The following is a 26,275-nucleotide window of genomic DNA, read 5'->3' on the forward strand; positions in this document are numbered from 1 at the left end:
CACTATGTATAATTATTTTACTGCTACTTTTAATTCTTTTCCGGCTTTAAAAGCAGGGACTTTAGATGCAGCGATTTGCATTGCTTCACCTGTTTGTGGATTACGTCCTGTACGTGCAGATCTTTCACGCACTTCAAATGTACCAAAACCAAGAATCTGTACTTTCTCTTCATTTGCAAGCGCATTTGTTATAGCATCTAATACAGCTTGTGTTGCTGCAGCTGCATCTTTTTGTGTAAGTTCTGCTTTTACTGCTACCATTTTTGTTAATTCGGTTTTATTCATTTTTTGCACCTCCTTGCATGTAATAAGAAATTATTATAACGTACCTACGTTTCTCATGTAAATAAAGATATATAGAAAAAGCCCTAGCAAGAGCTAGGGCAATTCTGTGTAATATTAGTACCAGGGAAAAGGATTTCATCACATAATTTATATTTCAACATCTTTATTAAACAATATAAAGTGATGCTTTAATTATAATTTTGTTAATGTTTTCTCATTTTCGTTATGGGGGCATTTAAGAATCTTAGCTTGATAGCAATGGGATACCGCCAGCATTTTGGAAAAAAACCACGCTAAGAGTATACAAAGTTTTATGCAAAAAATAGGGAGACATATGGAACTATAGGGAAGCAAAAAGTCGCTCTAAAATAGGAATGTATCAAAAGATGCATAGAGTCATAGAAAAAGAAAAAGGCGAATCTCTTGTGAGAGTAAGAGGACGTCTTTTTCTTTGCTACTGATAATTGAGACGTTATGTTAATTAAAATTGTATAGATATACATCATAAATATTTGTATTTTAAGTTGCATTTTGTTATCATATCCTGGTTATTCTAGAAAAATATGGGGGTAAAAACGTGGATTTAATTAAAGAAGTGACTTTATTAAAATATCAATTTAGACTTATGCAAAGTATGGTTCAGTCAGACGAATTCCCATTTTATAGATTTGTTATAGATTATGAGTTTGAAGAAGAACAAGTAAAAGCTTTAACAAAAATTTTAATTGCGTTTCATGATCGATTAACTAAAGAAGAAGTTTCCATTTTTGCTCAAAATGATCATTTATTTTCTAAATTTAAACTTCCTTTAGATATGCTATACAGCTCCAAAAAACCTAATTTAGATGAGTTTAAACTATATGTCACTAAGATCTTTTACCAAGAATTTGAATTGAAATACTTATTATTAAATTTAAAAAAACAATGTATTTTTGTAAATGTTTGTGATTATCTTCTAGAGCAATTACAAATTAGTAATAACATTTAATTCTATGAATAGAAGAGCCCCTCAATTAAGTAATCTAAAGGGCTCTTGGTAATTTCCTAAATACATTGACTTCCGCTAACGTGCGTTATGTAAAAAAAGGAGGGGAAATATGATTAAAAAAGCTAGTAAAAATGATCTGAATAAAATTCTAGCAAAATCAGATAATGCTCTATACGAAGGAACGGCCAAGACCTTTAAACCTACACAAGAACGAGTAAAAGAGATTGTACAAACAACATTAGAACAAGGAGCATACTACCTAGTATCCAAAGATGATGACGACTTAAAAGGATGGATTCTAATTGGCAGTGGTAAAGATTATTTTTCACAAGAGAGTGTAGGATTCATTTACGAATTATACATTTTACCAGAGTATCGTGGTCAAAAACTTTCAAAGAAATTGATGAAGGCAGGTATAGATGAATTGTCTTTAAAAGGACATAAAGAAATACGATTAAATGTTCATGCAAAGAACTTTGCAAGAGAATTATATAAAGAATTTGGCTTTGTAGATCGACAAATTTCAATGAGTTTAACCTGTAAATAATGAACTTCTGATAACGAATTTTATGTAAATAAGCTGTCCATATGGACAGCTTATTGTATTTTTTGCTTAACGTGTTTTTTTTCCAAAATACTGGCGGTACCTCTATAAGACCTTCTCAATTTAAAATAGGTTATGAGATTAATGGAGAAATTAAAAAAAATAGGATGAAAAATCAATCTGGAGGATAAGTATGGAAACTAAAAAAATGGACATTATCTATCAAGAAATAGGAACAAGAGTTGATGAGATTATCCCAGGTGATTGGGAAAAAATTTATCTATATGCAGAAGTATTAAATGACTCAACAGAAGTATTCTTCTACTTTTCTATCCCTACTAAAGAAGGATTCGTTTATTCAAATGTTATCCCAAAAGTTTATAATGTCGATAGAAAAATTTATAAAGAATTACTATTTGAGTTATTTGATAAATTCGAAGAATTGCGTGAAGAATTTAGAAAAAACGAACAGGAATTATGGACAAATTTGACTTTAACGATAGAAAATTCTGGTAAGTTCAAAATAGAATATAATTATGAAGATATTTTATCTTTTGAAATAGGAAGTATGGATAGACAAATAATATGGATGTATAAAAACCTAGGTATTTTACCAGATAATGAAATCGATAAAAAGTTTTTAGATAATTATCTTAAAAATATAGAAGGTAAATAAAAATATTTATAATTGTGTGTTATGTTACCCTCTATGAATTATCATTCATAGAGGATTTTTTTATAAAATTTAATGGTTAAAAATAAATAATTCTCATACTTAATTATGAGAGGGAGTAGATAGGAATAGAATATAATCTCGTTTGGAGCAATGACGTTTGAGGGCCCATTTTATATCTTCGATCTGTTCTTATGGGTTGGGCATCAATGAGATGTGGTTTTTTGTTTATAGATTTCGGCGTCTTTATTTACAGTGTTTTGAATGTATACTTTCGTTGTGTATTTTGATGATATCAGGGTGTTTGGTGTGAAGTCACTGTTTTCGGTAATTTGAATGTAAACTAATATTTAAAAGTTTACATTCGTATTTATAATAAATAAAAAGCAATTTTTAATGTTTTAAAAGTGCTTTTAACTTGATGTTGATGCGACGGAATCTCAAGTATGTAGAAATTTAAAAAAGTCCCTTCATAATGCTAAAGGGACTTTGCTCACACAAATGATCTGCACATCAATTCATCTTTGATATACAGATCATTTGTATGATAATTTTTATAAATAATTGCTAAATAATGAACTTACATAAATGCTTTTAAAAGTTCTTGAACTAATGGAAGTGCTCCACCTACAAATTTTAAAACTGTCATTGCGATTGTCATATTATTTCCTCCTCTTTTGTTCGTATTAAGGTATGATGATTTTTATAAATAATTGCGGAATAATGAACTTACATTACTGCTTTTAAAAGCTCTCCTACTAATGGAAGCACTCCACCTAAGAATGATAAAACTGCCATTGCGATTGTCATATTATTTCCTCCTCTTTTGTTGATGCTAAGATGTGATTTATCTTTATGCTTTCATTATAGTAAGCGCTTACATTTTTATCAATACATTCTTATATGCAATATTACATATTTATATATTTAGACAAAAATCAGGCCGCTATTAGTCATACCTTAATGGTATCATAGCGAGGTGAGAGTCTTTAAGGGTTCTCCTTAATAGGAGGAAACGGATATGGAAAGAGTGAAAGCGATTATTGAAAGTAATCTGAAATTCAAGAGCTGGGTTAAACAGGTACTAGCCATAGGCGGAATGTTAGGGTTCTGCTTCTTTGTGTTATATTTTTACAGTTTCTTAATTGTTATGTAAATATATACAGCTATACTAGTGGAGTCTTTCCTATAGAGGTAAGGCTCTTTTGTTGTATCTGATGTTGCTTTTAAATAAAGTTATGACGTTTATAAAAAAGACGCGATGTTTTGAATAAAGTCACGATGTTTCAAAGAAAGTTGCGATAAAAAAAGAAATTAATCTTTTGTTTAAAAAGATTAATTTCTTTTTTATGATTTAAATGTATTTTAACTTTATTATAAAAGAGCCTAAATCATAGCCTGTTTTTATTATAGCTATAGCTGAAATTATGGCTAATGGATATTTAATAAATGGATTTTTTAGGGATTCCTGTATATTTTTCATATTGTAAACCTCCATTGCATTGATAATCTTAGTTTATATATTATCATAAATATTTATATAATGATTAATAGTTATTGTGTTTAGCTCTATTAAATATAATGGGAAGAAAGGTACTTAAATTTACAGAGAACAAAATGATCAAACTTTTTTATAAAAATTGTATACTAATTCACAAGGAAAGCATCCATTTTGAACAAACTTATTTCAAAATGGATGCTTCTTCTTTACCATATAATATGTGTTTGCGTAATGTTTCTGATTAAACTTTATTCCAAACCAACAGTATATCATATTGTTCTTTTTATTTTATAAAGAAAAAAGCCCTGGATAGGTAGACTTTGTTATAAGTGTCTACACTATAGGGTACTTTTTAAGGACTATATGATTTTCTTCATACCGCATTGACGACACTCTCTTAAAAAAATGTAATCTTTAACGGAACTCTTGAATGAAGTATTGCCGCAATTATCGCAACGACCGCTAATTTTATCAGGGAACTCTTTGTATGCGTATATTTTACTTAGATCGTATTCTTGTTTAGATTCTTTATTTACCATTTGTTTCACCTACATACATAATAAACTGAATTAATATAACTTAATCATAATAACATGAAGTCTTCACATAGATACTTTTTATTTTGTAGATGATTATGTATATTTTATATCTGTTACACGATTAATTTTTATATATAGTACATTATCATATTGGTTCCTAAATCTTAATTCATTACAGACCATATCGTAGTAATGAATATAACCCACTTCGGAATATACCTTGTTCTGTTTTTGGTATGAAATACTTACTTGCTTATTTTCAGCCATTGCACAACACACAATATCATTTATAAGATCTAGTTTTTGTTCATCTAAAATAGGCATCGGTACTTCGTTTTGTTTTTCATACATTTCATTTAATCCTTCAAATTGTTCTTTTATGGCTGAAAATGGAACCCATCGCATCATACCTCTATCAATCATAATCTGTATTCCTCCTTATGCTTTATGTCCACCTATTTTCCCGTTTCTTTCCCTTTGTGTAGCACCTTTAATAAAGCTAATCCCACGCATAATTGAATTTTTACCATATCTATGCCGGATTCCGTCCATTGTCTTTGCTAATTTCCTTTTAGTATCTTTTTGGGAAGTATCTTCGAAAAGTGACATTTGAATTGCATCATCCCTGGTCAAATTCTTTAGTGTAATATGTATTTGGCGCACCGGATGGCCCGAATGAAATTTTTTCAGTAAGTCTAAACAAGCGGCATAGACATCTTCCGTTAAGCAAGTTGGCTGATCCAAGGTAATTGCTCGTTTAAATCCTCCACCAATGTATTTGCTATAGCCTATAGAAAGCTCAACCGTACGACAACATTTATCTATAGATCGTAAGCGAAAACAGGTTTCTTCTATTTGTTCTAGAAGAAGCATTTTTAATTTTTTGGGGCTAAAACAGTCTTCTAATAATATTTGCCCTTTTGTAATAGAAGTGCTTTTCGGAATGTATTTATTAGCAATTCGGCTCTCATCAATACCGTATGAGAAACGATATAACTCTTCACCTTTTACTTTGCCAAATCGCTTGATTAGATGTTCTTTAGGCGTTATAGCAACATCCTTCAAGGAAAATAGCCCCATGCTGTGCAATGCCTCTTCCGTAGCCTTTCCAATTCCCCATACTTTGTGAAGCGGCTTAATTTCCCATAATTTTTTCGAAACATCTTCGTATGACCACATGGCAATTCTAGAGTTTGAATGTTTACTTTCCACATCTAGCGCAACTTTTGAAAGAAACAAATTCGGTCCAATTCCAATTGATGCGGTTATGCCAGTGGTATCATATATTTCTCTTTGAATCCTTTTAGCAATTACAATTGGATCACGTCCGAAAAGATGAGCTGTTTGTTGCATGTCTAGAAAGCACTCGTCTATGGAATAAACGTGTAGATCCTCTAATGCTACATACCTGGTGTAAATTTCTGTGATTTGATTTGAAATTTCTACAAATCTTTTCATTGTTGCATTCACAATAATAATATTTGGGTCTCTTGGTATTTCGTATAATCTAGTTGCTGTAGAAATCCCTAATTTTTTCAATTCAGGAGTCGCAGCCAATACAATAGATCCATTTCGATTTACGTCTCCAACAACAGCTAGCTTTACTTTCAATGGATCTAAACCTCGCATTACACAAGCGCAACTGGCGAAAAATGAACATAGATCGATACAGAATATCATTCGATTCATGTATTTTGAGTAATCGAACATCATTTTACCCTCCAAAAACAGAACGTTTGTTCCTATTATAAACCTATTGTTTTGGATTATACAATCATTTGTTAGAAATTTTTATCACAATACGGTACGTAAAATTACTATCAATGTAATCAAAAACAATTTATGATTATTATTCTTAAGAACATTGTTCTTATGTGGAAGAAACCAATGAATATTATAAAAACTATATTTCGAAGCAATAGCTACAGCACAGGAGAAGTAATATTTCAGGAAAATACTGAAAAACAATCTATTTTTTGTAATAATATAGTAGTAATTAGAATGCAATTAACAGTAACAGAACCTGTGAACTAGAAAATGGAGTGACTACCATGTACAGATTTCGAAATATTAAAAGCTTATTAGGTGAGTACAAAGAACTGGAAAATCAAGAAATATATTTTTCAGACCTCGATTCATTAAATGATCCAATGGAGGGCATAAGGGAGTATTATTGGAAGGGAGATATTATTGTTTGGAAAAATTTTTTTAAACATTATATGTATAGCCTAACTCATGTATTTTTAATGTCTAAATTATTATCAGAATTAAACAATTCACATATCCCTATTTGGGATCGAGAACAATATTATAGTGAAAAATACAAAAAAATTATTAATATGGTTTATGAACGTGTTTTCAACAGCGAATATATAAATTTCTGTCTGAATTTCTTATCCAAACAATCTAAAGAAACTTCTCAAGACGAACTTTACGTATATTTAAAAATTCTACACTATTTCACCTTAGAAGCTATCTTGGAAGTAAATATGGAGTTAGGTCTATCTTCACAATCAATTAACCCCTTTACCTCCATGATAAGATCTGACCTAATAACAGATTTAAAAGATACAATGGAACAATTTAATAAAAAACCAAACCTTTACAATGACTATATACAAGTATACAAAGCCGTACTAAATGATAGCGAATTAGAAGCTGCCTATAATGTTGAAGAAAATCAAAATAGCCAGAAAACAAAATTTATATATGTTGAATTTACAGAAAGATATTTAAAGAAAATTACTGAGCTGACATATCCAAAATGTTATGTATCTTGTTTTATGGATAATTGTACAAATTCAGCAGTTTGGGGACATTATGGGGATAGTCACAAAGGTGTTTGTCTTAAATTCCGAACTCACGATGCTGATGTACCTACAATTGAATTAAAAAAATAATTGGACATTCAGATTTAAAGAAAATTTATAAATATCGTCCTTTTGAATTTTATAAAATGAATTATTCTAATCAAATTCAAAGAATTAATTTTTTTAGTCATTTGGGATACTTAAAGCATAATGTACTTTTACGACAATGGTATACAGATTCAGAAGGGAATATCAGTAACTTTGCAAATCAATTAAATGATGAAGTTATTAAGGATTGGCAAAAAGAGTACTGGCATAACTATCAAGCTCCATTTTTAAACAAATCCATTGATTGGCAATATGAAAAAGAATATAGATTATTATTATTTAGTGCTTTAGATATCTATACAGAAGTGCATGATAGAAAATTGAAATATAAATTTGAAGATTTAGAAGCTATTATTTTTGGAATGAAAACCTCCAGAGAAGATAGAATAAAAATTATAAAGATCATTAAAGAAAAATGTAAACAAGAAAATAGAAATAATTTTGATTTTTATGAAGCAATAAGTTCTAAGGGTGAAATAACAATTAAAAAGTTAAGAATAAAACTCTGATTTGAAGTGCTTCCTGTCAAGTAGACAGTATTTAAAAAGCACGAATAAATAATCTAAGTTCTATATTTACATAGCCTCAGGTTATTTAATTTCTTTTAAAATCTTTGGTGATTATAAAAGTATATATATATTTACCTACAGAAAATTTAATCCCTTTTAAATTAATTATTAACTATACTCGTTAGCAACTATGTATTTTAAAGTTAAATATTTAAAACTTCTTATGGGGGTACCGCCACATGCCCATCAAGCTAAGATTTTAAAGTACCCCATCGCTATTAAGCTAAGAAAAACAAAAGAGGACCTGCTATGTATAGCAAATCCTCTCCTAAAATGGCAAAGAGTAACTCTTACCTTACTCTTTACGCATATATTACATGATTTTTAGTGAAAATTCTAGACTCTTTATATTGAGAAATAAAGAATTATCGTTTTAATAAAAATTTCATTTTGTAGAAATAAAAACCCTAGTTTCCTAGGGTAATGGTATAACAGCTCAATATATTTTATTCTTTTATATTGTAACGTAATATTACGTTAAAAACAGCAGGTAAATTTAACTAATTTCAGAAAACAAGAGCAGCTAGCAAAAGCTAACTGCTCACCTAATGGAGGTCTTGTTCCAACTAGGTTATCTACAGTATTGACGGAATATCTAGTTTTATTCTTGAAGAAATACGTTTAACTTAATGCATAGCCCACAATCAAAGTTAGTGTTAAAAACACTGATAATAAAAGTGTTAGTAGGGGGGCGGAAACGATTCGGGGAATGAGGGGCCACTATGGAAAATAAATACAAAACAAAGAGTGAAATCTTTAAGTCTTGACTTTTATATCCTTAATTTTAAGGATAAATAAAGTTTCAATTGATAGAAAAGATATTGTTTTAACTAACCATTATCAATAGGGTTTACCCTATTGATAATATAGGAAGGTGTTGATTTTAAAGTATTTAGAAGCTCTCAAATACACTTATCAAAAATATATTATAGAATTTAATCCCAGAGTGGCCCCTCTTACCCAGAATCGTTTCCGTACCCCAATGACATAAGGTTGGTTTGAAATAAAGTCACGATGTTTTGAAAAAAGATGCGATGTTTATAATAAAGTCGCGACGTTTTGAAAAAAGTTGTTGTTAAAGATGGTGTGAATTGGAATTTTACTCCATCTTTTCTTTTTAATTTTGTATAATGAAAATAACGGTATTTATATATTTTTATATTAAACAATTAAGCAGGAGGAATAAATAATATGTTAGATACACTAATAAATCATTTTAAAGATGTAAATTTAGTATGTTCACAATGTGGTAAAACAATTGAACGTGGTGAACGATTTGCAGTTTCTTTAGTATTATCCGAAGACAAAAATATGCCTGTTGGACAATTAGATAAAATATTAGCTAAGATAGCAAACGAAATTTTATGTAGTAAATGTAAATAATACTGAACAATATCTTGAAGAAAATGCACCAGATAAGGCATTTGTAGGTTTGTTTGCTTCGAAAGGAAAAGGTGAGTTTTACGAAAAATATAATTTCAGAAATTACTCACCTAATATGAGAGGAATGTTTAAAATGATTTCCGAATGAACTAAGGAAAAATTGGATTTGTTAAATAGCAATTCAATTGGTTGGAATTTTTTGAACCCTGCGCTTGAGGGCGCTTCAGCGGAAGAGCGAATTGTTATACCCCATAAAAACATAAAAGGAGTATTGCTTATGTCAAAAATAATAATTGAAGACAAAATAGTAAATGGCATCCCGATTATAAGTATGTTTCAAGAAGGATTATTAAATTGTCCATTGGTATTTTATATTCACGGGTATGGAGCAGACTGTGAACAAGCTATGGACTTTGGGTATATGCTTGCAAAAAAAGGGTTTTACTATATAAGCATGGATTGTAAAGGACACGGACAGAGAAAACCAGAAAATGATTGTAATAAATTCTCTGAAGTCTTTCCGCCAGATACTGGTTTGGACATATATGTCCATATGCATGAAGTTATAGAACAATCTGCAATAGATATACAAACCCTTATTAAGTATTTTGAAGGTAGAGACGAGATTGACTTAAATAAAATAGGAATATCAGGTTTTTCTATGGGAGGATATGCATCATTTTATATCGCAGCAAATAACCCAGATATAAAAGTTGCAGTTCCGATAGCAGGAAAGCCAGCTTTTACTAAAGCATGGAAAGACTGCATTCTCTCAACAAATACTTATGAACAATGGAGTAAACAGATTCAGGAAGCAGAAGGAGAGATAGACAAAAGAACGGAGTATTTTCAAATGATAGATCCTTTTGAAAAGTTAAGTAGTTTTTCACCAAGACCATTATTAATAATTAATGGTGATCAAGACACTGATTCTCCATACATCTATTCATTAGAGCTTTATAAAAAATTATTACCAGTGTACTCCAAACATCCCGAAAACCTTCAACTAAGTATGCCTTTTGTAAATCATCAATTTAATTATAGTATGAAACTTGAAGCATGCAATTGGTTTGAAAAGTATCTTATCTAAGTTGCCTGTTCATCAATAGGAGGCTTTAACTAAATAAGACAAAATTAAAAAGTCGATTCTTAGCGTACAGGAATTCGACTTTTTTAGATTGAAATTTGCTTAGCGTATAATATGTGCGTTTTGTCGGCAGGACCCCTTCTCGAAAAGGTGATAAACCCATTAGTAAAATTCAAGCCTATCGACAGTTACAAAAAGCCGGGGATTTTGCCGGAGTCGAATCTTTAGGTACCCATACCATGCGTAAAACATTTGGATATTGGTTTTACAAGCAAACAAAGGATATTGCGGTTCTGGTGCAAAAATAAAACAGAAGAGAATAAAGCATATATATTCCTAACGGAATCGTATCTTATGTTGCAAGTCCAAACAATTGATGGATGAATTCTTTTTGATTTTGTACAGACTGGTTCCGTAAAGCAATCTGTTCTTTTTTAATCATATGCATGGCTTCTACTCCAGAAAGAATGGATGTAGCTGTGTCAAAAGATTTAAGGCCTAGCATAGAACGGATTCGCTTCTTTATAAAGCGATGATCTTGTTCTACTATGTTATTCAAGTACTTTTGTTGTCTAAGTCGCATACCGTTAGGTATGCTTTTTTCTTTTTTTAACTGTTCAATTGCTATAGGATAAGCTGGATTCTTATCGACTGTTATCACACGTGGCTTTGAAACATGAAAAGACCGCAAAGCTTTCTTGAAAAAGCGCTTTGCAGCCTTATGATCTCTTGTTTTGCTTAGGCAAAAATCGATTGTGTTTCCGTTCGAATCAACAGCACGATACAGGTACATCCATTGACCTTTTACTTTGATATATGTTTCATCGACTCTCCAAGAGTCATTTATTTATTTGAGGTAACGTCGGATTCGTTTGTCCAATTCAGGACCATACTGATGAACCCAACGCATAATCGTTGTATGAGAAATGGATAAACCACGTTCCTCCATCATTTCCACCAAATCACGAAAACTTAGGTTGTACCGTAGGTACCATCTTACCATTAATAAGATAATATCAGGCTGATAGTGCTTCCATTTGAACCAATTTTTCTTTTCCATACCGATCACACACCCTTTTAGAGTAATAGTATCAGTATGTCCAAGTTTTAGAGATTACTTGTAATTACCTTGAAGTTTTTGCACCAGAACCGTAATTCGAACCAGAACCGTAATTCGAACCATTTCTATAATGCTAGAGTTTCAACTAAAAGGTATCAGAAAATAAGTTTGATAAGTATTAATTTAACAAGTTAATACAAAATGTGCTAATATAGTGATAAAAAGGAGTTAAAAGGAAAGAAAAGGAAGGGAAAGGAATGCATCTCCATATCTGCTTTTAATATTTGGATTAGGATTGTTTTTTTCAGTTAGACATGGTTTATTAATATTTTTAGCATATTGGAAAGATGAAGTAATTTTGTCAAATAACCTAATTTTATTTGCAATAGGAGTAGTATTATTAATTGTTTTAATGTTTTTTAATAAGCAATGTGGTAAAGCAAAACAAGTATAAATTTATTTAGAATCTAAAAACCTACTTGTTTTTTTATAAAAAATCCAGTTTCAAATCATATTGGAAATAAGAGTAAGTCTATGACCTGTTTTTACATGTATCTCGGCTTTACCCCAGCATGATATAAAATATAGGGATTTGGTTATTTCGTTTTATCATGAAAAAATGATAGAGGAAATTCTGGTGTATCCTGTTAAAAAATAATCTTTTCTATGCATTTTTTTGTTTTGCTTAAATGTAAATGACACTATTGTTTCATCTATCAGTGAAAAATGCATAGGTTCTGGTGCAAAATATATTCTATAAAGTGATTATTATCCACCACCACATAGTAACAACTCCTCTCATTGCTTATTAAAAAATAATAATAAGAGAAAGGCAATTTTTTTGAATATGTAGCGTAATAAGTGATTTTTATAAAAATACGACACATATTAGTCGGATAAGAATCATTCGGAAGGACGAGATGTTTTATGGAGATCGGAGAACTTATTGATTATACGAGAAAACAAAAGGGATTAACTATTAAAGATGTTTGTGGTGATTTTGTTAGTAGATCTGTTTACAACAGATTTGTAAATAATCGTGCAGATACTAGTGTTACAAATCTAACTTATATGCTTTCTAGAATTAATGTATACTTTGATGAATTAAAAGCTTTTGATTACCCAAAGGATGTAAATGTAATCAGTCAGATTATGGGGGAAATAAGAAATGCTTTTATGAAGAAAGATGTAGAAGAGTTAATAAGACTAGAAAGTCTTTGTAATCTAGTTAAAGGGCGAGATGAAATTAAGTATGAACATCTTTCGAGTTTATGTCAGTTGCTCATTGCTAGATTAAAAAATGAAACTCTTGAAACAAGAGAAACTAAAATTTATCAATATTTAATAAACATGCAGACATGGACTCGCTATGAACTAGTTTTATTCAACAACTGTATGTTTGCATTTACGCCTGAATTTATAGAAATTACCCTTGAAAAAGCACTTTTGGGAATCAATCATTACAAAGAATTTAGAGATGGAAAAAGTGAATGCTTTAGGATGTTAACAAATGCAATTATTTTCTTTATCCAGCACGATAGAATGAATCTTATATGGAAATATATGGATAAAATAAATTCATTTTCACTCGAAGAAGAAATGTTTTTTGAAAAAAACCTAAAATTGGTGATTAATGGTATTTGGGAATGTTTGAGAGGAAATAAAGAAGGTGAAGAAATGCTAAAAAAGGCACAGTTGGTCTGTAAATATATAGGTGCCGATAATTATTACAAGATGAATGAAGAATTAATTGAATTTATAAAACAGAAGTACGAAATCAAAATTTCTACATAAGGTTTATATTTTTGGGGAGGTTGTAATTATTAAATTATAACCTTCCTTTTTCTATTTTCTATTTCATTTATTTTTTTTATGTTTATACTATTACTCCTTCTTTCGGTGTGTCATATAAGACACGTGTGTATATAATGAGAGGCAAAGAAAGAAGCTCGCTTGCTCCAAGATTTAAAATAATTTTGAATTATATTATATTATCCGTAAGGATAGTTAGAAAACAAGGAGATGATATTATGGCAGGAGCTATTACGGTCACACCCGAACAACTAAAATCTCAGGCGAAAATATATCAAACGGCCTCTTCACAAATTGAAGACGCTATTCGTAAAGTGAATTCTATGAATTCAACGATTGCCCAAGAATGGCAGGGGGAAGCTTTTCGAGCTTACTTGGAGCAATACAAACAGCTTGAAGGTAATGTGAAACAAATGGAAAACTTATTACAAAGTATTCATATGCAGTTGACCAAATATGCAGATACAGTCGCAGACCGTGACCGTCAGGATGCAGGTTCGTTTGGCTTAAATTAAGTGTTTAAAAAAGGGGTCAGTGCAACTCATTGTGCTGACACCTTTTTTAATTTATCTGAAAGGAAGAAATGTATTTTGATAAAAAAATATCAGAGTTATTTTCCATTACTCATCATTATACTTGGTGGATTATTTCTTATTTTGACTTTCACTTATTTTGGTTTTAAAGATGATAATGTGTACCGGTCTACAAATCAAAAAGTATCCAAGGTTCAATATGTTTTAGTGAATGAAGATAAAGGGGCTGTTTTTGAGGGGAGGAAGTATGAACTAGGTGCAGACTTTGTTACTCTGATTAATCAAGATTCCAAAAATAGTTGGCAGACGGTCAGTAGGAATATTGCTAATGCAGGAATTGAGAATGGTCAATTTGATGCAGAAATTATTATTCCTCAAGATTTCTCTGAACGTCTTTTGTCCCTTCAAAGTATAGCACCAGAACAGGCGACCATTAATTATCGTGTACGTAAAGGGCAAAATGAGATATCTAATCAAGCCGTTCAAACACAAGTAAATGATATTTTGAAAAATTTCAATCAACGAGTTGTGCAGATGTATTTCTCAAGTATTGTAGGAAATTTATCAGAAGCCCAACTAAATGTTAATAAAATTGTTGGAGCAGAAACTGATGCTAAGAAATATCTGATGACAAATATTCAAGATCCATTTAAGGAGTTATCGGGAGGATTTAATAATTTATCAAATGTTTCGAGTATTCTTGATGAAGATAATAAAGGTTTTCTCTCGGAACAACAAGCATTTGTTTCATCCGTAAAAACTCTAATGGATGATAATAATAAGAGCTTAGAAGCAGGCAGTACCTCGACAAAAGAAGCCAAAAAATCAGTTAACGAAAATATCGATAAAACAAATGAAAAGTTAAAAGATTCCTTAAAGCAATTTGAGGATCAATTTAACCAACAGAAAACGCAATTAGAAAACCAACGGAAATCTGATTTATCGGGATATAAAGCAAAATATGATGATTTGAACCAATCAGTGTTTAAACAACTAGGAAACTTTCATACATCGCCAACAGGTGAAGTGAATTCAGCTGGGGTTTATACGGAATTCTTGCTAAACGCCAAGCTATTTCAAGAAACACAAACTGCTCGAATTGATGAACTAAAAGATGAAATTAAGCAATTGCAATCGCAAGTTGAAACTCTTAATGATTTAAAAAAACAGATTGCACAAACTTATTATGGAAGTGCAGAAAAAAATCCGGATACAGCTTCTGTAGAGGATATTAAACAGGCGATTGTGAAACTAATGGCTGATTCAAAAGAAAATAAAGTTAATTTAGATAATCGTTATCGTCAAATGATAGAAGAAAGTCTACCACAAATTCCAGCAGACACTTTAGAAAATCTTTTACAAAAGTTAATTGCTGAGAATATTATAACTGATTCTCAATCTAAAAAATTCCAAGATGAGCTAACTATAGTTCGGCGTTATGCGAAAAATTTTGAAAAAGAAATAGGAAAGGAAGGAAACTTTTCCTATCTAGAAGCTAAGTCTGAACATAACTCTATAATTCCTATAAATAGTAGGGAGGTCACTATATCTATTGATCCAACAAAAGATAATAGAATCTCTTTGAAGACAGACCATACAGAACAAGGAAGTTTAGGAATAAGAAATTTGACGGATCTTTTACCGGTGTTAAAAACAGAATTGGATCAAAAACTCAAATCATATGGGTACATTTCTGAGTGGAGTGAAGTTTCTAATCATGAATTCAGTATTTCATTGAAAAAGAACCCCACAGAACCAGAACCGAAACCACCAGTAGATCCGCCGGTAGATCCACCAACGGATCCAGAGAAACCGAAACCGCCAGTAGATCCACCAACGGATCCAGAGAAACCGAAACCGCCAGTAGATCCACCAACGGATCCAGAGAAACCGAAACCGCCAGTAGATCCACCAACGGATCCAGAGAAACCGAAACCGCCGGTAGATCCACCAACAGAACCAGAGCCGAAACCGGAAACAGGATCGAAACCAGAAACAGAAAATGAGCCTAATAGGCCAACTTCTAAAGAAAAGGATCTTCCGCCGTTACCTTCAAGTTTTAGCTTAACGTTTAAGGCGGATCTTGATTGGACCTTGGATGAAGAAATGAAGAAAAACTCTTTTGTCTCTGTTGATTATTCATGGATTGTTAATGAGCAAACTCAAGTGAATGCCAGCTATGCAGAATATATAGATGTAAATAAGAATTTAATATCTGACTTACCTGAGTTATTGAAACAATTTCAAATGCTTGATAGCACTGCACAGCAAATTGTTACCTTATTTGGAAATCCAGAAGATTCCATATCTATTGATAGCTATGCAGATATGATTAACAAAACTGAAAATCAAGAGAAGACTCTCGAAGAGTTGGCAAATCCAAACTCTGTTTATCGTATGTATAACAATATCACAGGTGAACAAAAGATAGATGCTATTACAGAGAAAATTTATGAAGAATTTAAGAATAAAGGAAATCAACTCTATACAGATATTGAAGGCCAAATAAAAAATTTACAAGAAACAATTGGATCAACAACGGATAAAAATCATGATGGAACAAAAAATACATTATATGGAACTTTAAATCTAATGACTGAACCTCAGAAGTTTCTGAATGAAGCAGAAAAGTTAAATAATTGGTTTGTGCAAGCTAATCAACAGATTAATGAAGCGTATCAATCATGGAAAGAAAATGAAAAAATCCAAGAAGAATCTGTAAACAATGCAGAAAATCAACATCCTGCAGAAAATCAACATCCTACAGAGAACGATACAATACCAATTTCTTCAGAAACAGATAGCTTAGTAAAAGAAATGGAAGATTTAGTTCAGAGTTCAAAGAGCTCGGCTGAAAGTATAGAAAAATCTGCAGCGAAAGCTCATGACATTTCTCCAAAAATTCAGGAGTTGAAAGAAAGTACAGATAATGTTCAGAAAAATGCAGATACTGTTTTGAATAATTTAAATACTTCAGTCACTAAAATTCAAAAGAATACAAGTAAAAATGAAAAATACTCAGAAGAGTTTAGCAAAGTGCTTTCTAATACCAAACGAGGTGGAGCAGATAATTATAAAGTATTCAATTTTCTATCAGCCCCAATTGCTACAAAAGGAAGTTTTGAAGCTACTCGCCAAACGTCTATTATTCCTTACTATATGACGCTTGTTGGAGCTGTTCTTTCAGTCATTACCGGCATTTCCTTATGTCGTACTATTCAACGTAGAGAAATTAAGAAAGATATGGTTTTTATTACACCTACAAGGGTATGGCTAAATGTTCCTAATGTTATGAAGGTAACAGGTGTCAGTCTAATTATCTCACTATTCTTTGCTGGAATAACTACTTTTAGTATTTGGAGAGTGTTTAATATCTCTTGGTTTAGTTACACGTTCCTAACTATTTTAGGTGGAACTTTATTAATAACAGGTTTTTCTCGTCAGTTTAAAAATATAACACTCTATGTTTGTGCTTCAATTTTAGGATTATATCTCATGTTAACACCATTATTAGGAATGCATACTCGTCCGGGTAGTATTGTCGATTTATTTTATCGTTTTTCACCGCTTCAAAACATAGAAAATGGTTATACAGCACTAAGCAATGCTATTCATGTTGGATGGGAAAGTTACTTGTTATTGGTAATTATTATTGTTGTGGGAATTGGTACGAATTTCATTGCTTTTCCAGGTGTGAAAAAGTCAGAGAAAGCTGAACAAAAGCAATAGCTTATGTTGTTAGGAGAAAGGATGTACGAATTTGGAAAAAATGATAAAACCAAAATTTCTCGTTTTTTCTCTTCTAATTTCTTTTTGTGTGACAAATCTTTTTACTAGTTTTAGCAGTCTAGCTTACGCTGAAGATGGAAAACTAACGATTCATAACAACGTGATTTATGAAAAAGAAAATCATAAAAATAATTATTCTGTTACAGGGATAGAAGATTTGTTTTTAAAAGACAAAAACACAAAAAATAAGGAACTTGAGAAAGAAAATAGAAAGAGTACTTCAGGTATAAAAGAAAAATTATTTCTTACCGCTGAGAGTGTAGAAAAGAAACCACAGGATACAATTACCAAGCAGCTGTTTTCTAAAGACTACCAAGCTTCTAATGAAAATGAAGCAACTGTGGAAGATACCAATTATGAAATTCCTAGATGGACCTTCTGGATACTGTTAAGCATGGGTGTGATTGGAATATTAATTTTAGGCTGGTTATTAGGTAAAAGATTTTCAAACCTATTTATACGGAAAAAGGAGTAAACAATGGCAGAAAGAACAATGATTAATATCGAACTTCATGTTAATGAGCAAATACTTGATTTAACAATACCTAATCAGGTTTCTTCTAATAGATTGAAAGAACTATTGGTTGATTCATTATCTTTAGTAAATATAGAATTGCCCACTCATTTTTCATTGGAAGTAAAAAATAAGCCAATTCATTTAGATGAAAATGTTATATTGGCGAAATATCCATTGGCGGATGGTGATCAATTAGCCGTAAAAGAAATTATAGGGAGTTTGGAGGAACACTAGAGTATGGAGGAAATGAAAAATAGTTTGATAGTTATTAAAGAGGAAACTACATCTACTTTTATTAAAGTGCACTTAACAGCTAATCAATATTCTTTGTCAGGTGTAAAGCAATTCCAGTTATTTTTAAATAAAGCACCACACTTTTTGACTGGAAAGATAGAAGTGGCGAATGAAGAAAAGGTCATTATCACTTATGAAAAAGATGAATTATCTTTTTCGCTTGAACAATATGTTAAAAAATTAGATGCATTTGATCGCCTTCTTTTAGCACAAAAAGTAAATTTCTTAAAAGAATATCTTAACCAACCAGTAACGCCATTTATCCATCCTAAAAATATCTTTATTTTTGGGGAAGAGTTGTTTATTGGTCATCGTGGCGTAATGAATACCGTTATTCCTTATCTTTCAACAGAAGAAGTATATCTAAAACAATACAAGGCATTACTTCTATATATTTTAAATCCAAAACTGGATTTTGAGAATCTTATTGATGGGGCCGGTGCAGTCCGAGATCCTTTTTCCGAAAAAATTCAAGAATCTTCTTCGTTTGAAGAGATAGACAAGTTACTAATGGAAACAGTTGCGATTCAAAAGGAAAAAAGAAATGCTACAAGTATACTGGTGAAAAGTAGAAATCACACTGTTTTTAAGTGGGGAACAATTATTCTTGGTCTAGCAACATTAGGTCTTTCAATAGGGATAGGGATATATTCATTAAATATTGTACCTCAGCAAAAACGAATCATAAGTGCCGAATCAAAGTTTATTTCAAATAATTATTCAGATGTTCTAGATACTTTAAAGGAAGACAAACCAGAGAATCTTCCTAAAAGCGCACAATATGTGTTAGCAGTGAGCTCGATTCAACTAGATAGCTTGTCTAAAGAGCAGAAAGAATCTGTATTAGGGACTATCTCCCAAAAATCTAATGATAACTCATTACTTTATTGGATCTATATAGGAAAAGGAGACTTTGAAAAGGCCTTAAATATTGCTAAAAATATTGGAGATAATCAATATATTCTTCACGCCTATACAAAAGTTTATGATGTAACAAATGCAGATAACAAGATGAATGGTTCGAAGAAACAAGAATTACTTTCGAAATATAAGGAAGAGATGGAAAAGTACATGAAGTTATTGGAGGGGAAGACGGATGATCAGAAACCTAAACAATAGATTATCTAGTGAAGGTGTACCAATTGATGATCAAATTGTAAATAAAGCGTCTGTACTCTATGATATTTTTTCATTTGGTCAAATATTTTCGCATCACGAACTAACAATGTCAAAGCCATCAATTAAGATTGGTAACCATGAAATTTCTTTTGATGGCACGCATTTGTTCTTGGATCAAGATCCATGGACAGGTGATATGAAGGACGGAATTCTCGCGTTACCTCATGAAAAATTAGAGGTTTTAACAACTATCAAGCCGAAAACAAATTTTGTGATTTCTTCTTCAAAGGACTCAGGAATCACCATTCCGACTAAGGCTTTTGCTCTGGTCACATTTAATGAAAAGAATGAAACTTACCAGTTAAATCTGTTTTCAAATGGGGTGTTAGTTTACTTTAATGGAGAGAAAGTAGCTCGATTAGAAAAAGTTTTGTCTGTAGGGGATCAACTTGTTATTGATGGTGTGCTTATTGAATTGAGAGAAAAACAATTTAAGTTGTGTAAGATAACCAATGAATTTTCACTAAATTCTTGGGAGATTATTAACGAGATATTTATTCCAGAATACCCAAAAAATTTCCCTGAATTTAGACGTAGTCCAAGAATTCATTTACGAGAGCCTAAAGAAGAGATAGCAATTCAACCTCCAAGAGCTGAGGAAACTGATGGGAGAAGTGATTTATTGCGTACGATTGTTCCGCCATTGGCAATGGTTGTTTTAAGTGGTGCAACGAGCGTATTAAGTAATGGAAACCCTATTATGATGTTAAGCATGGGGGGAGTAAGTTTACTCACGGCAGGGTTCTCTGTTTCAAGTTATATTACGAATAAGAAAGAAGTGAAACAAAAGAATCTTAAGCGAAGTGAGTACTATGAAAAGTATCTTATTCAAAAGGAAAAAGAATTGTCGTTGCTCTCTCAAAAGCAATTTGAAGCTTTAACGTATAACTTCCCTGATATGGATTCATTGTCTTTGATGACAAAAGAATACAGTCCACGAATTTATGAAAAAACTATGACAAATGCTGATTTTATAAGTATTCGTTTGGGTCATGGAGAGATTCAAAGTAGTTATAAAGTCAGTTATCATTCAAGAGAAGAAGATGATGCTTTAAGTAAATTTGCAGAAGAAAAAATTGTTTGGCCACATCAAACGTTAAAAGATGCACCTATTGCCATCTCGATGTTAAATCAAACGTTAGGACTTGCAGGAACAAAAACAGTACTACGAATAGCTGTACAGACAATATTATTTCAGCTTTCCGTTTTACATTCCTATAGAGATGTAGAATTTGTAGCATTAGTTCCAGAAGAAAATTATCAAGATAGTTGGCATGCATGGCGTTGGTTGCCACATTTTCAAATACGGAGCTTAAATTTACGAGGAATTATTCATAATTCACAGACACGTGACATGGTTTTAAATTCGTTCTATCAGTTGTTAACAAAACGTCGGCAACAAGTCAAAGAGGCGGGCAATGAGAAAGTAACCTTTGCTCCGCATTATATGTTTACGATTTTAGACGAGAGCTGGCTCTCTGGGCATGGATTAAATGAATTTTTAGCTGAAGATATGAGTCAATACGGTGTTACGGTCATTTGGGGGAAAGAAGCGTTAAATATGTTGCCAGAGACAGCAACCACAGTTATTGATTATCAAAGTAACGAATCCGCGGTATTAATTAATAATAATAATGAGTACGTGAATCAACTTTTTGTTCCCAACCATTTACCTAAAAGTTATCCAATTGAGCAAGCAATACAACGCTTAGCTAATTTAGAACATGTTGAGGTAGAGAAAAATGCGATTCCAGAATCGATTGACTTTCTAGAATTATATGATGTGAAAAATGTTGGAGAGTTACATATTGGTGCTCGTTGGGAAAAAGCAGACACTTCAAAGTCATTAGCTGTTCCTTTGGGTGTTCGAGGAAAAGATGACATTGTTTATTTGAATTTACACGAACGAGCACATGGCCCACATGGACTCGTGGCAGGTACAACAGGATCTGGTAAATCGGAAATTGTCCAAAGTTATATTTTATCTTTAGCAGTAAATTTTGCACCAGAAGACGTTGGCTTTTTACCGATTGATTTTAAGGGTGGAGGTATGGCGAATTTATTTAAGAATTTACCACATCTTTTAGGATCGATTACAAACTTAGACGGTGCAAGTTCTGCAAGAGCATTACAAAGTATTCGAGCAGAATTACAAAAGAGACAACGGAAATTTGGTGAATTTGGTGTTAATCATATTAATGGGTATACCAAGTTGTACAAACAGGGAAAAGAAATTGCTGATCCTGTAGAAAAGAAAAAATATCCATCAGAACCATTGCCGCACCTTTTCTTAATCAGTGATGAATTTGCAGAATTAAAAGCAAATGAACCAGACTTTATGGCTGAGCTAGTATCAACTGCACGTATTGGTCGTTCGTTAGGAGTTCATTTGATTTTAGCTACTCAAAAGCCAAGTGGAGTAGTGGACGACCAGATTTGGTCAAACTCACGATTCAAATTAGCATTAAAAGTGGCCGATCCAAGCGATTCAAATGAAATTATTAAAACACCTGATGCAGCAACGATTACTCAACCAGGACGAGCGTATTTACAGGTCGGAAACAATGAAATTTATGAACTGTTTCAATCTGCGTGGAGTGGAGCGTATTATAATCCAGATGCACAATATGAAGAAAAAGTAGATGAAAGAATTTGGCTAATTAATCAATTGGGCCAGCACGAATTGTTAACTGCAGATTTATCTCAAGATGATGAAGTGTCCATGAAAAAGGAAGAAAAACAAACACAATTGGACGCGATTGTAGAAGATATTGTGATTCATGCTGAAAAAACAAATGCAGTTCTTCCTGAAAAACCTTGGTTACCTCCATTAAAAACAGAAATTGATAGTCCAAAGATTAATGTAGTAACTTCAGGGGATTCGAAAAGAAATCTTTCAGTTCCATTTGGTTTGATGGATATTCCATCAAGACAAGAACAAATTGACTTTTTACTTGATTTAGAAGAGTTGAGTCACCTTGCAATCTATGGATCTCCAGGCTTTGGGAAATCCACTGCATTACAAACTCTTGTAATGAATTTATCAAGAATTAACAATCCTGAGCAGGTCCAGTTTAACCTATTTGATTTTGGTACGAATGGTTTACTTCCAATAAAAGATTTACCGCATGTGGTGGATATTGTTCGGTTAGAGGAAGAAGAAAAACTGATGAAGTTCCTCAAACGAATTCGCAAAGAAATTCAAAGTCGAAAAGACGCATTTACAGAGTATGGTGTCGCAAGTCTGTCTCAATATGAAGAGAAATCAGGAAAGCAGTTGCCAGGGATTGTTACTATTGTTGATGGTTTTGACTCAATTAAGGAGAGTCCTTTAGAGGAAGCTATAGAATCTGTGTTAAATCAGCTTTTACGAGAAGGAGCAAGTTTGGGACTCTATGTAGTTATGACGGTGCTTCGTACGAACAGCTTCAGAATGAGTATGGCAAGTAATATTCCATCACATATTGGGCTATTCCTTGTGGAAGAAGGTGCAATTCGAGATGTTGTAGGACGTGATGCTTTGATTTCGCAAGAAATTGTTGGACGAGCACAAATCAAACTAGACGAGCCACATGAAGTTCAAATTTATTTACCAACTCATGGAAAAAATGATATTGATCGATTGAATAATTTAGAGCAAGAGATTGCACAGATGAATCAGCAATGGAAGGGCACACGTCCTACCAAGATTCCAATGTTATCTAAAACAATCTCTATGCATGATTTTTATACAAATTCACAGGTACAAGAAATGTTAGATAATCTACAACTACCACTTGCTCTAAGTAAAGAAACCACAAATGTCGTTGGTTTTGTACCAGAAAAACATGGTTATTTTGTGATTGGAGACGATACGCCACAGCAAACGGAATATATTGAGCGTATAATCGTTCAAAACTTCAAACATTTCGAAGGGAAAGCACAAAGAATTGTGTTTAATGGGAGCGAACGATTTGGCAGATTCAAAGAAAGCTTCGATGTGATTGTATCAGATATGGAGTACAGTACTTTTGTTAATGATCTAATGAGTGAAATTGAAGAAAGAGAGACACAAAGTGAAAATCAACCGATGTTTGTGTATATTCCAGATGCGCAAATATTTGGAGATAAAACATTTATTTCGGATGAAACATTCAATAAATACTTAAAAAATGGTTCTAAAGTAGGTGTTTATTTCATTTTCCACGGCAATCAAAAACAAATTGAGAACAGTTATGATGAATTTAATAAACGATTACGAGCAAATATTCCAGCAGGGATGATTGGAACACGTTTAGCTGATCAAGGATTGATAAATGTGAAATCTAGTTATAGTGAACCAACAGTGGAATTAGATGAGTCTCATTTCTTTGTTGGACGAAATGCAGGACGAGTGAAATTAGTTAGTGAGTAGATCAATTTATCTATGAGTGGTGTGTATGGCTGAGTAGTTACAAACAGAAAGATAGTCTTGATAGGGAAATAGATTTTAAGGAGGGAAAACATTATGCCTCAAGAGGAAGATAAAGCCAAAGAAGCTGCACGGAAAGCGGATATCCATGCAAGTGTTGATCGATTTAAGGCAAGTTATGATAGTAAAATGGCTAGTCACAGGGCAAATGCCCAAAAGTTAGAGCGCTTAAAAGCCGCAAAGAGATCTTTACAGGGAGAACTTCATCATTTTGATTCTTATAAGAAAGAGTTTACCAATTTAGGCAGGAGTCTAACAACAAGCCAGTTCAAAGGAACACGTCGTGATAAATTCGATAAAAAATTAGAAGAAATCACAACAGCGCTTGATGCAGATAAAGAGAAGCACAATGAAAAGCTAAACGCGATGAATAATAAAATCATTCTATTAGAAATGGATCAGTCTATAATAGGTGACGCTATTGCGAGCATTTCAGCAAGTATTAGCGGTTTGCGTGCTATGTTATAAAAAAAGGAGAAAATACCAATGGGGAAAATAGGTATAGATAAGGGGAAATTTACCGGAGCAGTCACAAATGCAGAGAGCGCAGTTAGTCGGATAGAGAAAGTTCCCTCACCGCAAATTACTAAGAATAATCTATCTCGGTTGACGGGTTTTCAAAATTTAGTAGAGAAAGCCGGAACAACTTTAGAAGCATTTAAAGGAGTATCCTCTGCTGACACAGGCAAAATGAAAGCCGTCGCGGACAAAATTGTCGATGAAGATGCCAAAATGGCGAATGTAATCCAACAAAACACAGTGAGGTTCAAATAATATGGTCGAATATAACAAACGAGAACTTTTAGAAGTTGTTTTACAAAATGACAAAACATTAGATTTAGAGATTACTGACGAACTATTACAAATGGGTAACTTGCTGGGGAATCAGCCTTCCCTTTTTCGTGAGGTTTACAAGGCGTTTCGAAATCAAGAAGATGTCTTTGAAAACAAGCCAAAAATCGGCGCAAAATTCTCAGTGACTTTTGATTATCCGAATGAGGCAATTCGTTTTGAACGATTGGAAACGCAATTAGACATTCCATTTTCTCAATTTTTACGTTTGATGGGTTTGATTGATGCGTGTTATAGTGAAATTTTGCCGCTGGGTACTGTTGTGGAATTGGACATAGACATGATGCCAGAAGTAATTCAAAATATGTTCAAGAATAGTGAACTCGGAGAACTCGTGATTTTAACAGGGCGCAAAGTACCGTTAAGAGAGGGATTTAACGATTATGTGGTAGATTATCTTGGTTACTTGTGGCCGTTTGGTGAAATGAGTAACACACCAGCGATTTATGTGTCCAATATGATGATTAAGCGAGTTGTTTCACCTGGAATGACGAATGAATGGGAAGACCAATTTGCTTTTACTTTCTTACGAAGTATGCAAGTAGCAAATGGTAAGTTATCCAGTGCCTTTTTACCACTAGATAAAGCACTTGCTTTCTATGAAGCTGTTCACACTTTATCAGAAAGAGAGGCGGATTAAATGGGCTTTCAAGTAGATTTAAAGGAATTCAATGAAATACTGGCAAAACTCCAAAAAGACACCAGTAAAACCAATGAACAACTTGAACAAGCCAAAAACGCATTGAATGGCATTATCCAGGCCGATGCCATGCAGGGTGAAACAGGAAAAGCGATTGTCAACGACATCAATAATAACCAAAATACAGTTGTGATTGGGTTGAAAGATACCAATGAATTACTTAGTATCGAAATGGCGCAAACCTTACAGGATTTTCAGTCAACAACGGGAGAAAGTCATGAGAATGCGATTATTCTGGAAGATGCATTACTGCAAACACAAAACAAACTTTCCAATCTCCAACCTAAGAAACATGAAATGGATAGTCGCATCTCTAATATTTACAACAGCGTAAGTGATTTGATTTCACTGAGTATGCCGAACAGCCAGTTTGATGAAAAACTGGTTGCAGCCAGCAAAGAATTAGAGGATACGATTCAAAAAGTACAGCAATTTGAAAGCAAAAAAGAAAAAAGCGATGCGGAAAACATCCTCAATGCTCTAAACAACCAAGTTCAAATTGCAGGGAAGATGGGTAGTTTATCTTATACTGATCCGCAACTGCAAGCTTTCTTTGCACTAGATGATTTGGCAAAAGGCATTCATGAAATGGATACACAAAT

The 26,275-nt window shown here is 32.5% G+C and carries 24 protein-coding genes and 4 pseudogenes; 21 read left to right on the plus strand and 7 right to left on the minus strand.

The genetic code is table 11. The features are described 5' to 3' along the window. Positions 1-12: 12 nt before the first annotated feature. Entirely contained in the window at positions 13-285 is a 273-nt protein-coding gene (locus tag Q3V31_RS26305; RefSeq protein WP_090814662.1) for an HU family DNA-binding protein, read from the minus strand. Positions 286-862: 577 nt separating this feature from the next. On the opposite strand from Q3V31_RS26305, the gene Q3V31_RS26310 reads away from it, so the two are divergent. The 3 genes from Q3V31_RS26310 (at position 863) to Q3V31_RS26320 (ending at position 2,493) form a co-directional block, all read left to right on the plus strand. Further along, positions 863-1,273, plus strand: a complete 411-nt coding sequence (locus Q3V31_RS26310) for a DUF1878 family protein (protein ID WP_098425869.1) — start codon at positions 863-865, stop codon at positions 1,271-1,273. Between the two features lie 109 nt (positions 1,274-1,382). Continuing rightward, complete coding sequence (locus tag Q3V31_RS26315) at positions 1,383-1,820, plus strand: GNAT family N-acetyltransferase (protein ID WP_044440147.1); 438 nt, start codon at positions 1,383-1,385, stop codon at positions 1,818-1,820. A 190-nt stretch (positions 1,821-2,010) separates the two neighbouring features. Further along, on the plus strand, positions 2,011-2,493 hold the full coding sequence (locus Q3V31_RS26320) for an antitoxin YezG family protein (protein ID WP_329767500.1): 483 nt from the start codon (positions 2,011-2,013) through the stop codon (positions 2,491-2,493). A gap of 120 nt (positions 2,494-2,613) precedes the next feature. Here the strand turns inward: Q3V31_RS26320 and Q3V31_RS26325 are convergent. Continuing rightward, positions 2,614-2,722: pseudogene (locus tag Q3V31_RS26325) on the minus strand (tyrosine-type recombinase/integrase); the annotation flags it as partial. A 789-nt stretch (positions 2,723-3,511) separates the two neighbouring features. Between Q3V31_RS26325 and Q3V31_RS26335 the strand changes: the two are divergent. Then, entirely contained in the window at positions 3,512-3,646 is a 135-nt protein-coding gene (locus Q3V31_RS26335; protein ID WP_000442701.1) for a hypothetical protein, read from the plus strand. Positions 3,647-3,844: 198 nt separating this feature from the next. On the opposite strand, the gene Q3V31_RS26340 is transcribed toward Q3V31_RS26335, so the two are convergent. From Q3V31_RS26340 to Q3V31_RS26355, 4 genes are all read right to left on the minus strand, one after another. Continuing rightward, positions 3,845-3,973: a hypothetical protein gene (locus tag Q3V31_RS26340; RefSeq protein WP_257150040.1), complete on the minus strand. Its 129-nt coding sequence runs from the start codon at positions 3,971-3,973 to the stop codon at positions 3,845-3,847. A 377-nt stretch (positions 3,974-4,350) separates the two neighbouring features. Then, positions 4,351-4,530, minus strand: a complete 180-nt coding sequence (locus Q3V31_RS26345) for a DUF8096 family protein (protein WP_329767501.1) — start codon at positions 4,528-4,530, stop codon at positions 4,351-4,353. A gap of 93 nt (positions 4,531-4,623) precedes the next feature. Beyond that, the gene (locus Q3V31_RS26350; RefSeq protein WP_329767502.1) at positions 4,624-4,953 is read right to left on the minus strand and encodes a YolD-like family protein; all 330 of its coding nucleotides are present in this window, start codon (positions 4,951-4,953) and stop codon (positions 4,624-4,626) included. Positions 4,954-4,968: 15 nt separating this feature from the next. Then, on the minus strand, positions 4,969-6,240 hold the full coding sequence (locus Q3V31_RS26355) for a Y-family DNA polymerase (protein ID WP_329767503.1): 1,272 nt from the start codon (positions 6,238-6,240) through the stop codon (positions 4,969-4,971). A 341-nt stretch (positions 6,241-6,581) separates the two neighbouring features. Between Q3V31_RS26355 and Q3V31_RS26360 the strand changes: the two genes are divergently transcribed. The 6 genes and pseudogenes from Q3V31_RS26360 to Q3V31_RS26385 all read left to right on the plus strand — a co-directional run. Beyond that, positions 6,582-7,430, plus strand: a complete 849-nt coding sequence (locus tag Q3V31_RS26360; RefSeq protein ID WP_329767504.1) for a hypothetical protein — start codon at positions 6,582-6,584, stop codon at positions 7,428-7,430. Positions 7,431-7,486: 56 nt separating this feature from the next. After that, positions 7,487-7,957, plus strand: coding sequence for a hypothetical protein (locus Q3V31_RS26365; RefSeq protein ID WP_329767505.1), 471 nt, complete (start codon positions 7,487-7,489; stop codon positions 7,955-7,957). A gap of 1,251 nt (positions 7,958-9,208) precedes the next feature. Next, entirely contained in the window at positions 9,209-9,400 is a 192-nt protein-coding gene (locus Q3V31_RS26370) for a hypothetical protein (protein WP_070145839.1), read from the plus strand. A 10-nt stretch (positions 9,401-9,410) separates the two neighbouring features. Further along, positions 9,411-9,548 (plus strand): annotated as a pseudogene (locus Q3V31_RS26375) (alanine acetyltransferase); the annotation flags it as partial. Positions 9,549-9,677: 129 nt separating this feature from the next. Beyond that, positions 9,678-10,490 (plus strand): alpha/beta hydrolase family protein, encoded by an 813-nt coding sequence (locus Q3V31_RS26380; RefSeq protein WP_033658677.1) that lies wholly within the window; start codon positions 9,678-9,680, stop codon positions 10,488-10,490. 134 nt (positions 10,491-10,624) lie between these two features. Further along, positions 10,625-10,783, plus strand: a pseudogene (locus Q3V31_RS26385) (tyrosine-type recombinase/integrase); the annotation flags it as partial. A gap of 56 nt (positions 10,784-10,839) precedes the next feature. Here the strand turns inward: Q3V31_RS26385 and Q3V31_RS26390 are convergent. Beyond that, positions 10,840-11,547, minus strand: a pseudogene (locus Q3V31_RS26390) (IS6 family transposase). Between the two features lie 927 nt (positions 11,548-12,474). Between Q3V31_RS26390 and Q3V31_RS26395 the strand changes: the two are divergent. The 11 genes from Q3V31_RS26395 to Q3V31_RS26445 all read left to right on the plus strand — a co-directional run. Beyond that, on the plus strand, positions 12,475-13,341 hold the full coding sequence (locus Q3V31_RS26395) for an Rgg/GadR/MutR family transcriptional regulator (RefSeq protein WP_016128396.1): 867 nt from the start codon (positions 12,475-12,477) through the stop codon (positions 13,339-13,341). Positions 13,342-13,577: 236 nt separating this feature from the next. Then, positions 13,578-13,874: a WXG100 family type VII secretion target gene (locus Q3V31_RS26400; RefSeq protein ID WP_002186998.1), complete on the plus strand. Its 297-nt coding sequence runs from the start codon at positions 13,578-13,580 to the stop codon at positions 13,872-13,874. Positions 13,875-13,949: 75 nt separating this feature from the next. Then, positions 13,950-17,621 (plus strand): type VII secretion protein EsaA, encoded by a 3,672-nt coding sequence (gene esaA, locus Q3V31_RS26405; protein ID WP_329767506.1) that lies wholly within the window; start codon positions 13,950-13,952, stop codon positions 17,619-17,621. A 40-nt stretch (positions 17,622-17,661) separates the two neighbouring features. Further along, a complete protein-coding gene (essA, locus tag Q3V31_RS26410; protein ID WP_240514177.1) occupies positions 17,662-18,156 on the plus strand; it encodes a type VII secretion protein EssA in 495 nt (164 codons plus the stop codon). Between the two features lie 3 nt (positions 18,157-18,159). After that, positions 18,160-18,432 carry an EsaB/YukD family protein gene (locus tag Q3V31_RS26415; protein ID WP_016128393.1) on the plus strand — a complete coding sequence of 91 codons (273 nt, stop codon included), beginning with the start codon at positions 18,160-18,162 and terminating at the stop codon, positions 18,430-18,432. A 3-nt stretch (positions 18,433-18,435) separates the two neighbouring features. Continuing rightward, positions 18,436-19,611: a type VII secretion protein EssB gene (gene essB, locus Q3V31_RS26420; protein WP_098426034.1), complete on the plus strand. Its 1,176-nt coding sequence runs from the start codon at positions 18,436-18,438 to the stop codon at positions 19,609-19,611. Further along, positions 19,589-24,064, plus strand: a complete 4,476-nt coding sequence (essC, locus tag Q3V31_RS26425; RefSeq protein ID WP_329767507.1) for a type VII secretion protein EssC — start codon at positions 19,589-19,591, stop codon at positions 24,062-24,064. Before essB ends, essC begins: the two co-directional genes overlap by 23 nt. Before the next feature lie 93 nt (positions 24,065-24,157). Further along, positions 24,158-24,589 (plus strand): DUF5082 family protein, encoded by a 432-nt coding sequence (locus tag Q3V31_RS26430; protein WP_097881443.1) that lies wholly within the window; start codon positions 24,158-24,160, stop codon positions 24,587-24,589. Positions 24,590-24,607: 18 nt separating this feature from the next. Further along, the gene (locus Q3V31_RS26435; RefSeq protein WP_098489052.1) at positions 24,608-24,895 is read left to right on the plus strand and encodes a TIGR04197 family type VII secretion effector; all 288 of its coding nucleotides are present in this window, start codon (positions 24,608-24,610) and stop codon (positions 24,893-24,895) included. Position 24,896: 1 nt separating this feature from the next. Next, a complete protein-coding gene (locus tag Q3V31_RS26440) occupies positions 24,897-25,613 on the plus strand; it encodes a DUF4176 domain-containing protein (RefSeq protein ID WP_329767508.1) in 717 nt (238 codons plus the stop codon). Beyond that, positions 25,614-26,275: T7SS effector LXG polymorphic toxin (locus Q3V31_RS26445; RefSeq protein ID WP_329767509.1), on the plus strand; the 662-nt coding region annotated here is incomplete at its 3' end. It abuts the gene before it with no gap.

Origin of the sequence: Bacillus nitratireducens (assembly GCF_036320425.1) — a bacterium.
GTDB lineage: Bacteria > Bacillota > Bacilli > Bacillales > Bacillaceae_G > Bacillus_A > Bacillus_A nitratireducens.

Coding starts and splice junctions, on each gene's coding strand:
- Q3V31_RS26340 (WP_257150040.1), bottom strand. CDS start 3,973: ATGAAAAATATACAGGAATCCCTAAAAAATCCATTTATTAAATATCCA.
- Q3V31_RS26415 (WP_016128393.1), top strand. CDS start 18,160: ATGGCAGAAAGAACAATGATTAATATCGAACTTCATGTTAATGAGCAA.
- Q3V31_RS26440 (WP_329767508.1), top strand. CDS start 24,897: ATGGTCGAATATAACAAACGAGAACTTTTAGAAGTTGTTTTACAAAAT.
- Q3V31_RS26360 (WP_329767504.1), top strand. CDS start 6,582: ATGTACAGATTTCGAAATATTAAAAGCTTATTAGGTGAGTACAAAGAA.
- Q3V31_RS26345 (WP_329767501.1), bottom strand. CDS start 4,530: ATGGTAAATAAAGAATCTAAACAAGAATACGATCTAAGTAAAATATAC.
- Q3V31_RS26435 (WP_098489052.1), top strand. CDS start 24,608: ATGGGGAAAATAGGTATAGATAAGGGGAAATTTACCGGAGCAGTCACA.
- Q3V31_RS26380 (WP_033658677.1), top strand. CDS start 9,678: ATGTCAAAAATAATAATTGAAGACAAAATAGTAAATGGCATCCCGATT.
- Q3V31_RS26365 (WP_329767505.1), top strand. CDS start 7,487: ATGAATTATTCTAATCAAATTCAAAGAATTAATTTTTTTAGTCATTTG.
- Q3V31_RS26430 (WP_097881443.1), top strand. CDS start 24,158: ATGCCTCAAGAGGAAGATAAAGCCAAAGAAGCTGCACGGAAAGCGGAT.
- essC (WP_329767507.1), top strand. CDS start 19,589: ATGATCAGAAACCTAAACAATAGATTATCTAGTGAAGGTGTACCAATT.
- Q3V31_RS26350 (WP_329767502.1), bottom strand. CDS start 4,953: ATGATTGATAGAGGTATGATGCGATGGGTTCCATTTTCAGCCATAAAA.
- Q3V31_RS26355 (WP_329767503.1), bottom strand. CDS start 6,240: ATGTTCGATTACTCAAAATACATGAATCGAATGATATTCTGTATCGAT.
- Q3V31_RS26315 (WP_044440147.1), top strand. CDS start 1,383: ATGATTAAAAAAGCTAGTAAAAATGATCTGAATAAAATTCTAGCAAAA.
- Q3V31_RS26305 (WP_090814662.1), bottom strand. CDS start 285: ATGAATAAAACCGAATTAACAAAAATGGTAGCAGTAAAAGCAGAACTT.
- Q3V31_RS26370 (WP_070145839.1), top strand. CDS start 9,209: ATGTTAGATACACTAATAAATCATTTTAAAGATGTAAATTTAGTATGT.
- Q3V31_RS26320 (WP_329767500.1), top strand. CDS start 2,011: ATGGAAACTAAAAAAATGGACATTATCTATCAAGAAATAGGAACAAGA.
- Q3V31_RS26400 (WP_002186998.1), top strand. CDS start 13,578: ATGGCAGGAGCTATTACGGTCACACCCGAACAACTAAAATCTCAGGCG.
- Q3V31_RS26395 (WP_016128396.1), top strand. CDS start 12,475: ATGGAGATCGGAGAACTTATTGATTATACGAGAAAACAAAAGGGATTA.
- essB (WP_098426034.1), top strand. CDS start 18,436: ATGGAGGAAATGAAAAATAGTTTGATAGTTATTAAAGAGGAAACTACA.
- essA (WP_240514177.1), top strand. CDS start 17,662: ATGATAAAACCAAAATTTCTCGTTTTTTCTCTTCTAATTTCTTTTTGT.
- Q3V31_RS26335 (WP_000442701.1), top strand. CDS start 3,512: ATGGAAAGAGTGAAAGCGATTATTGAAAGTAATCTGAAATTCAAGAGC.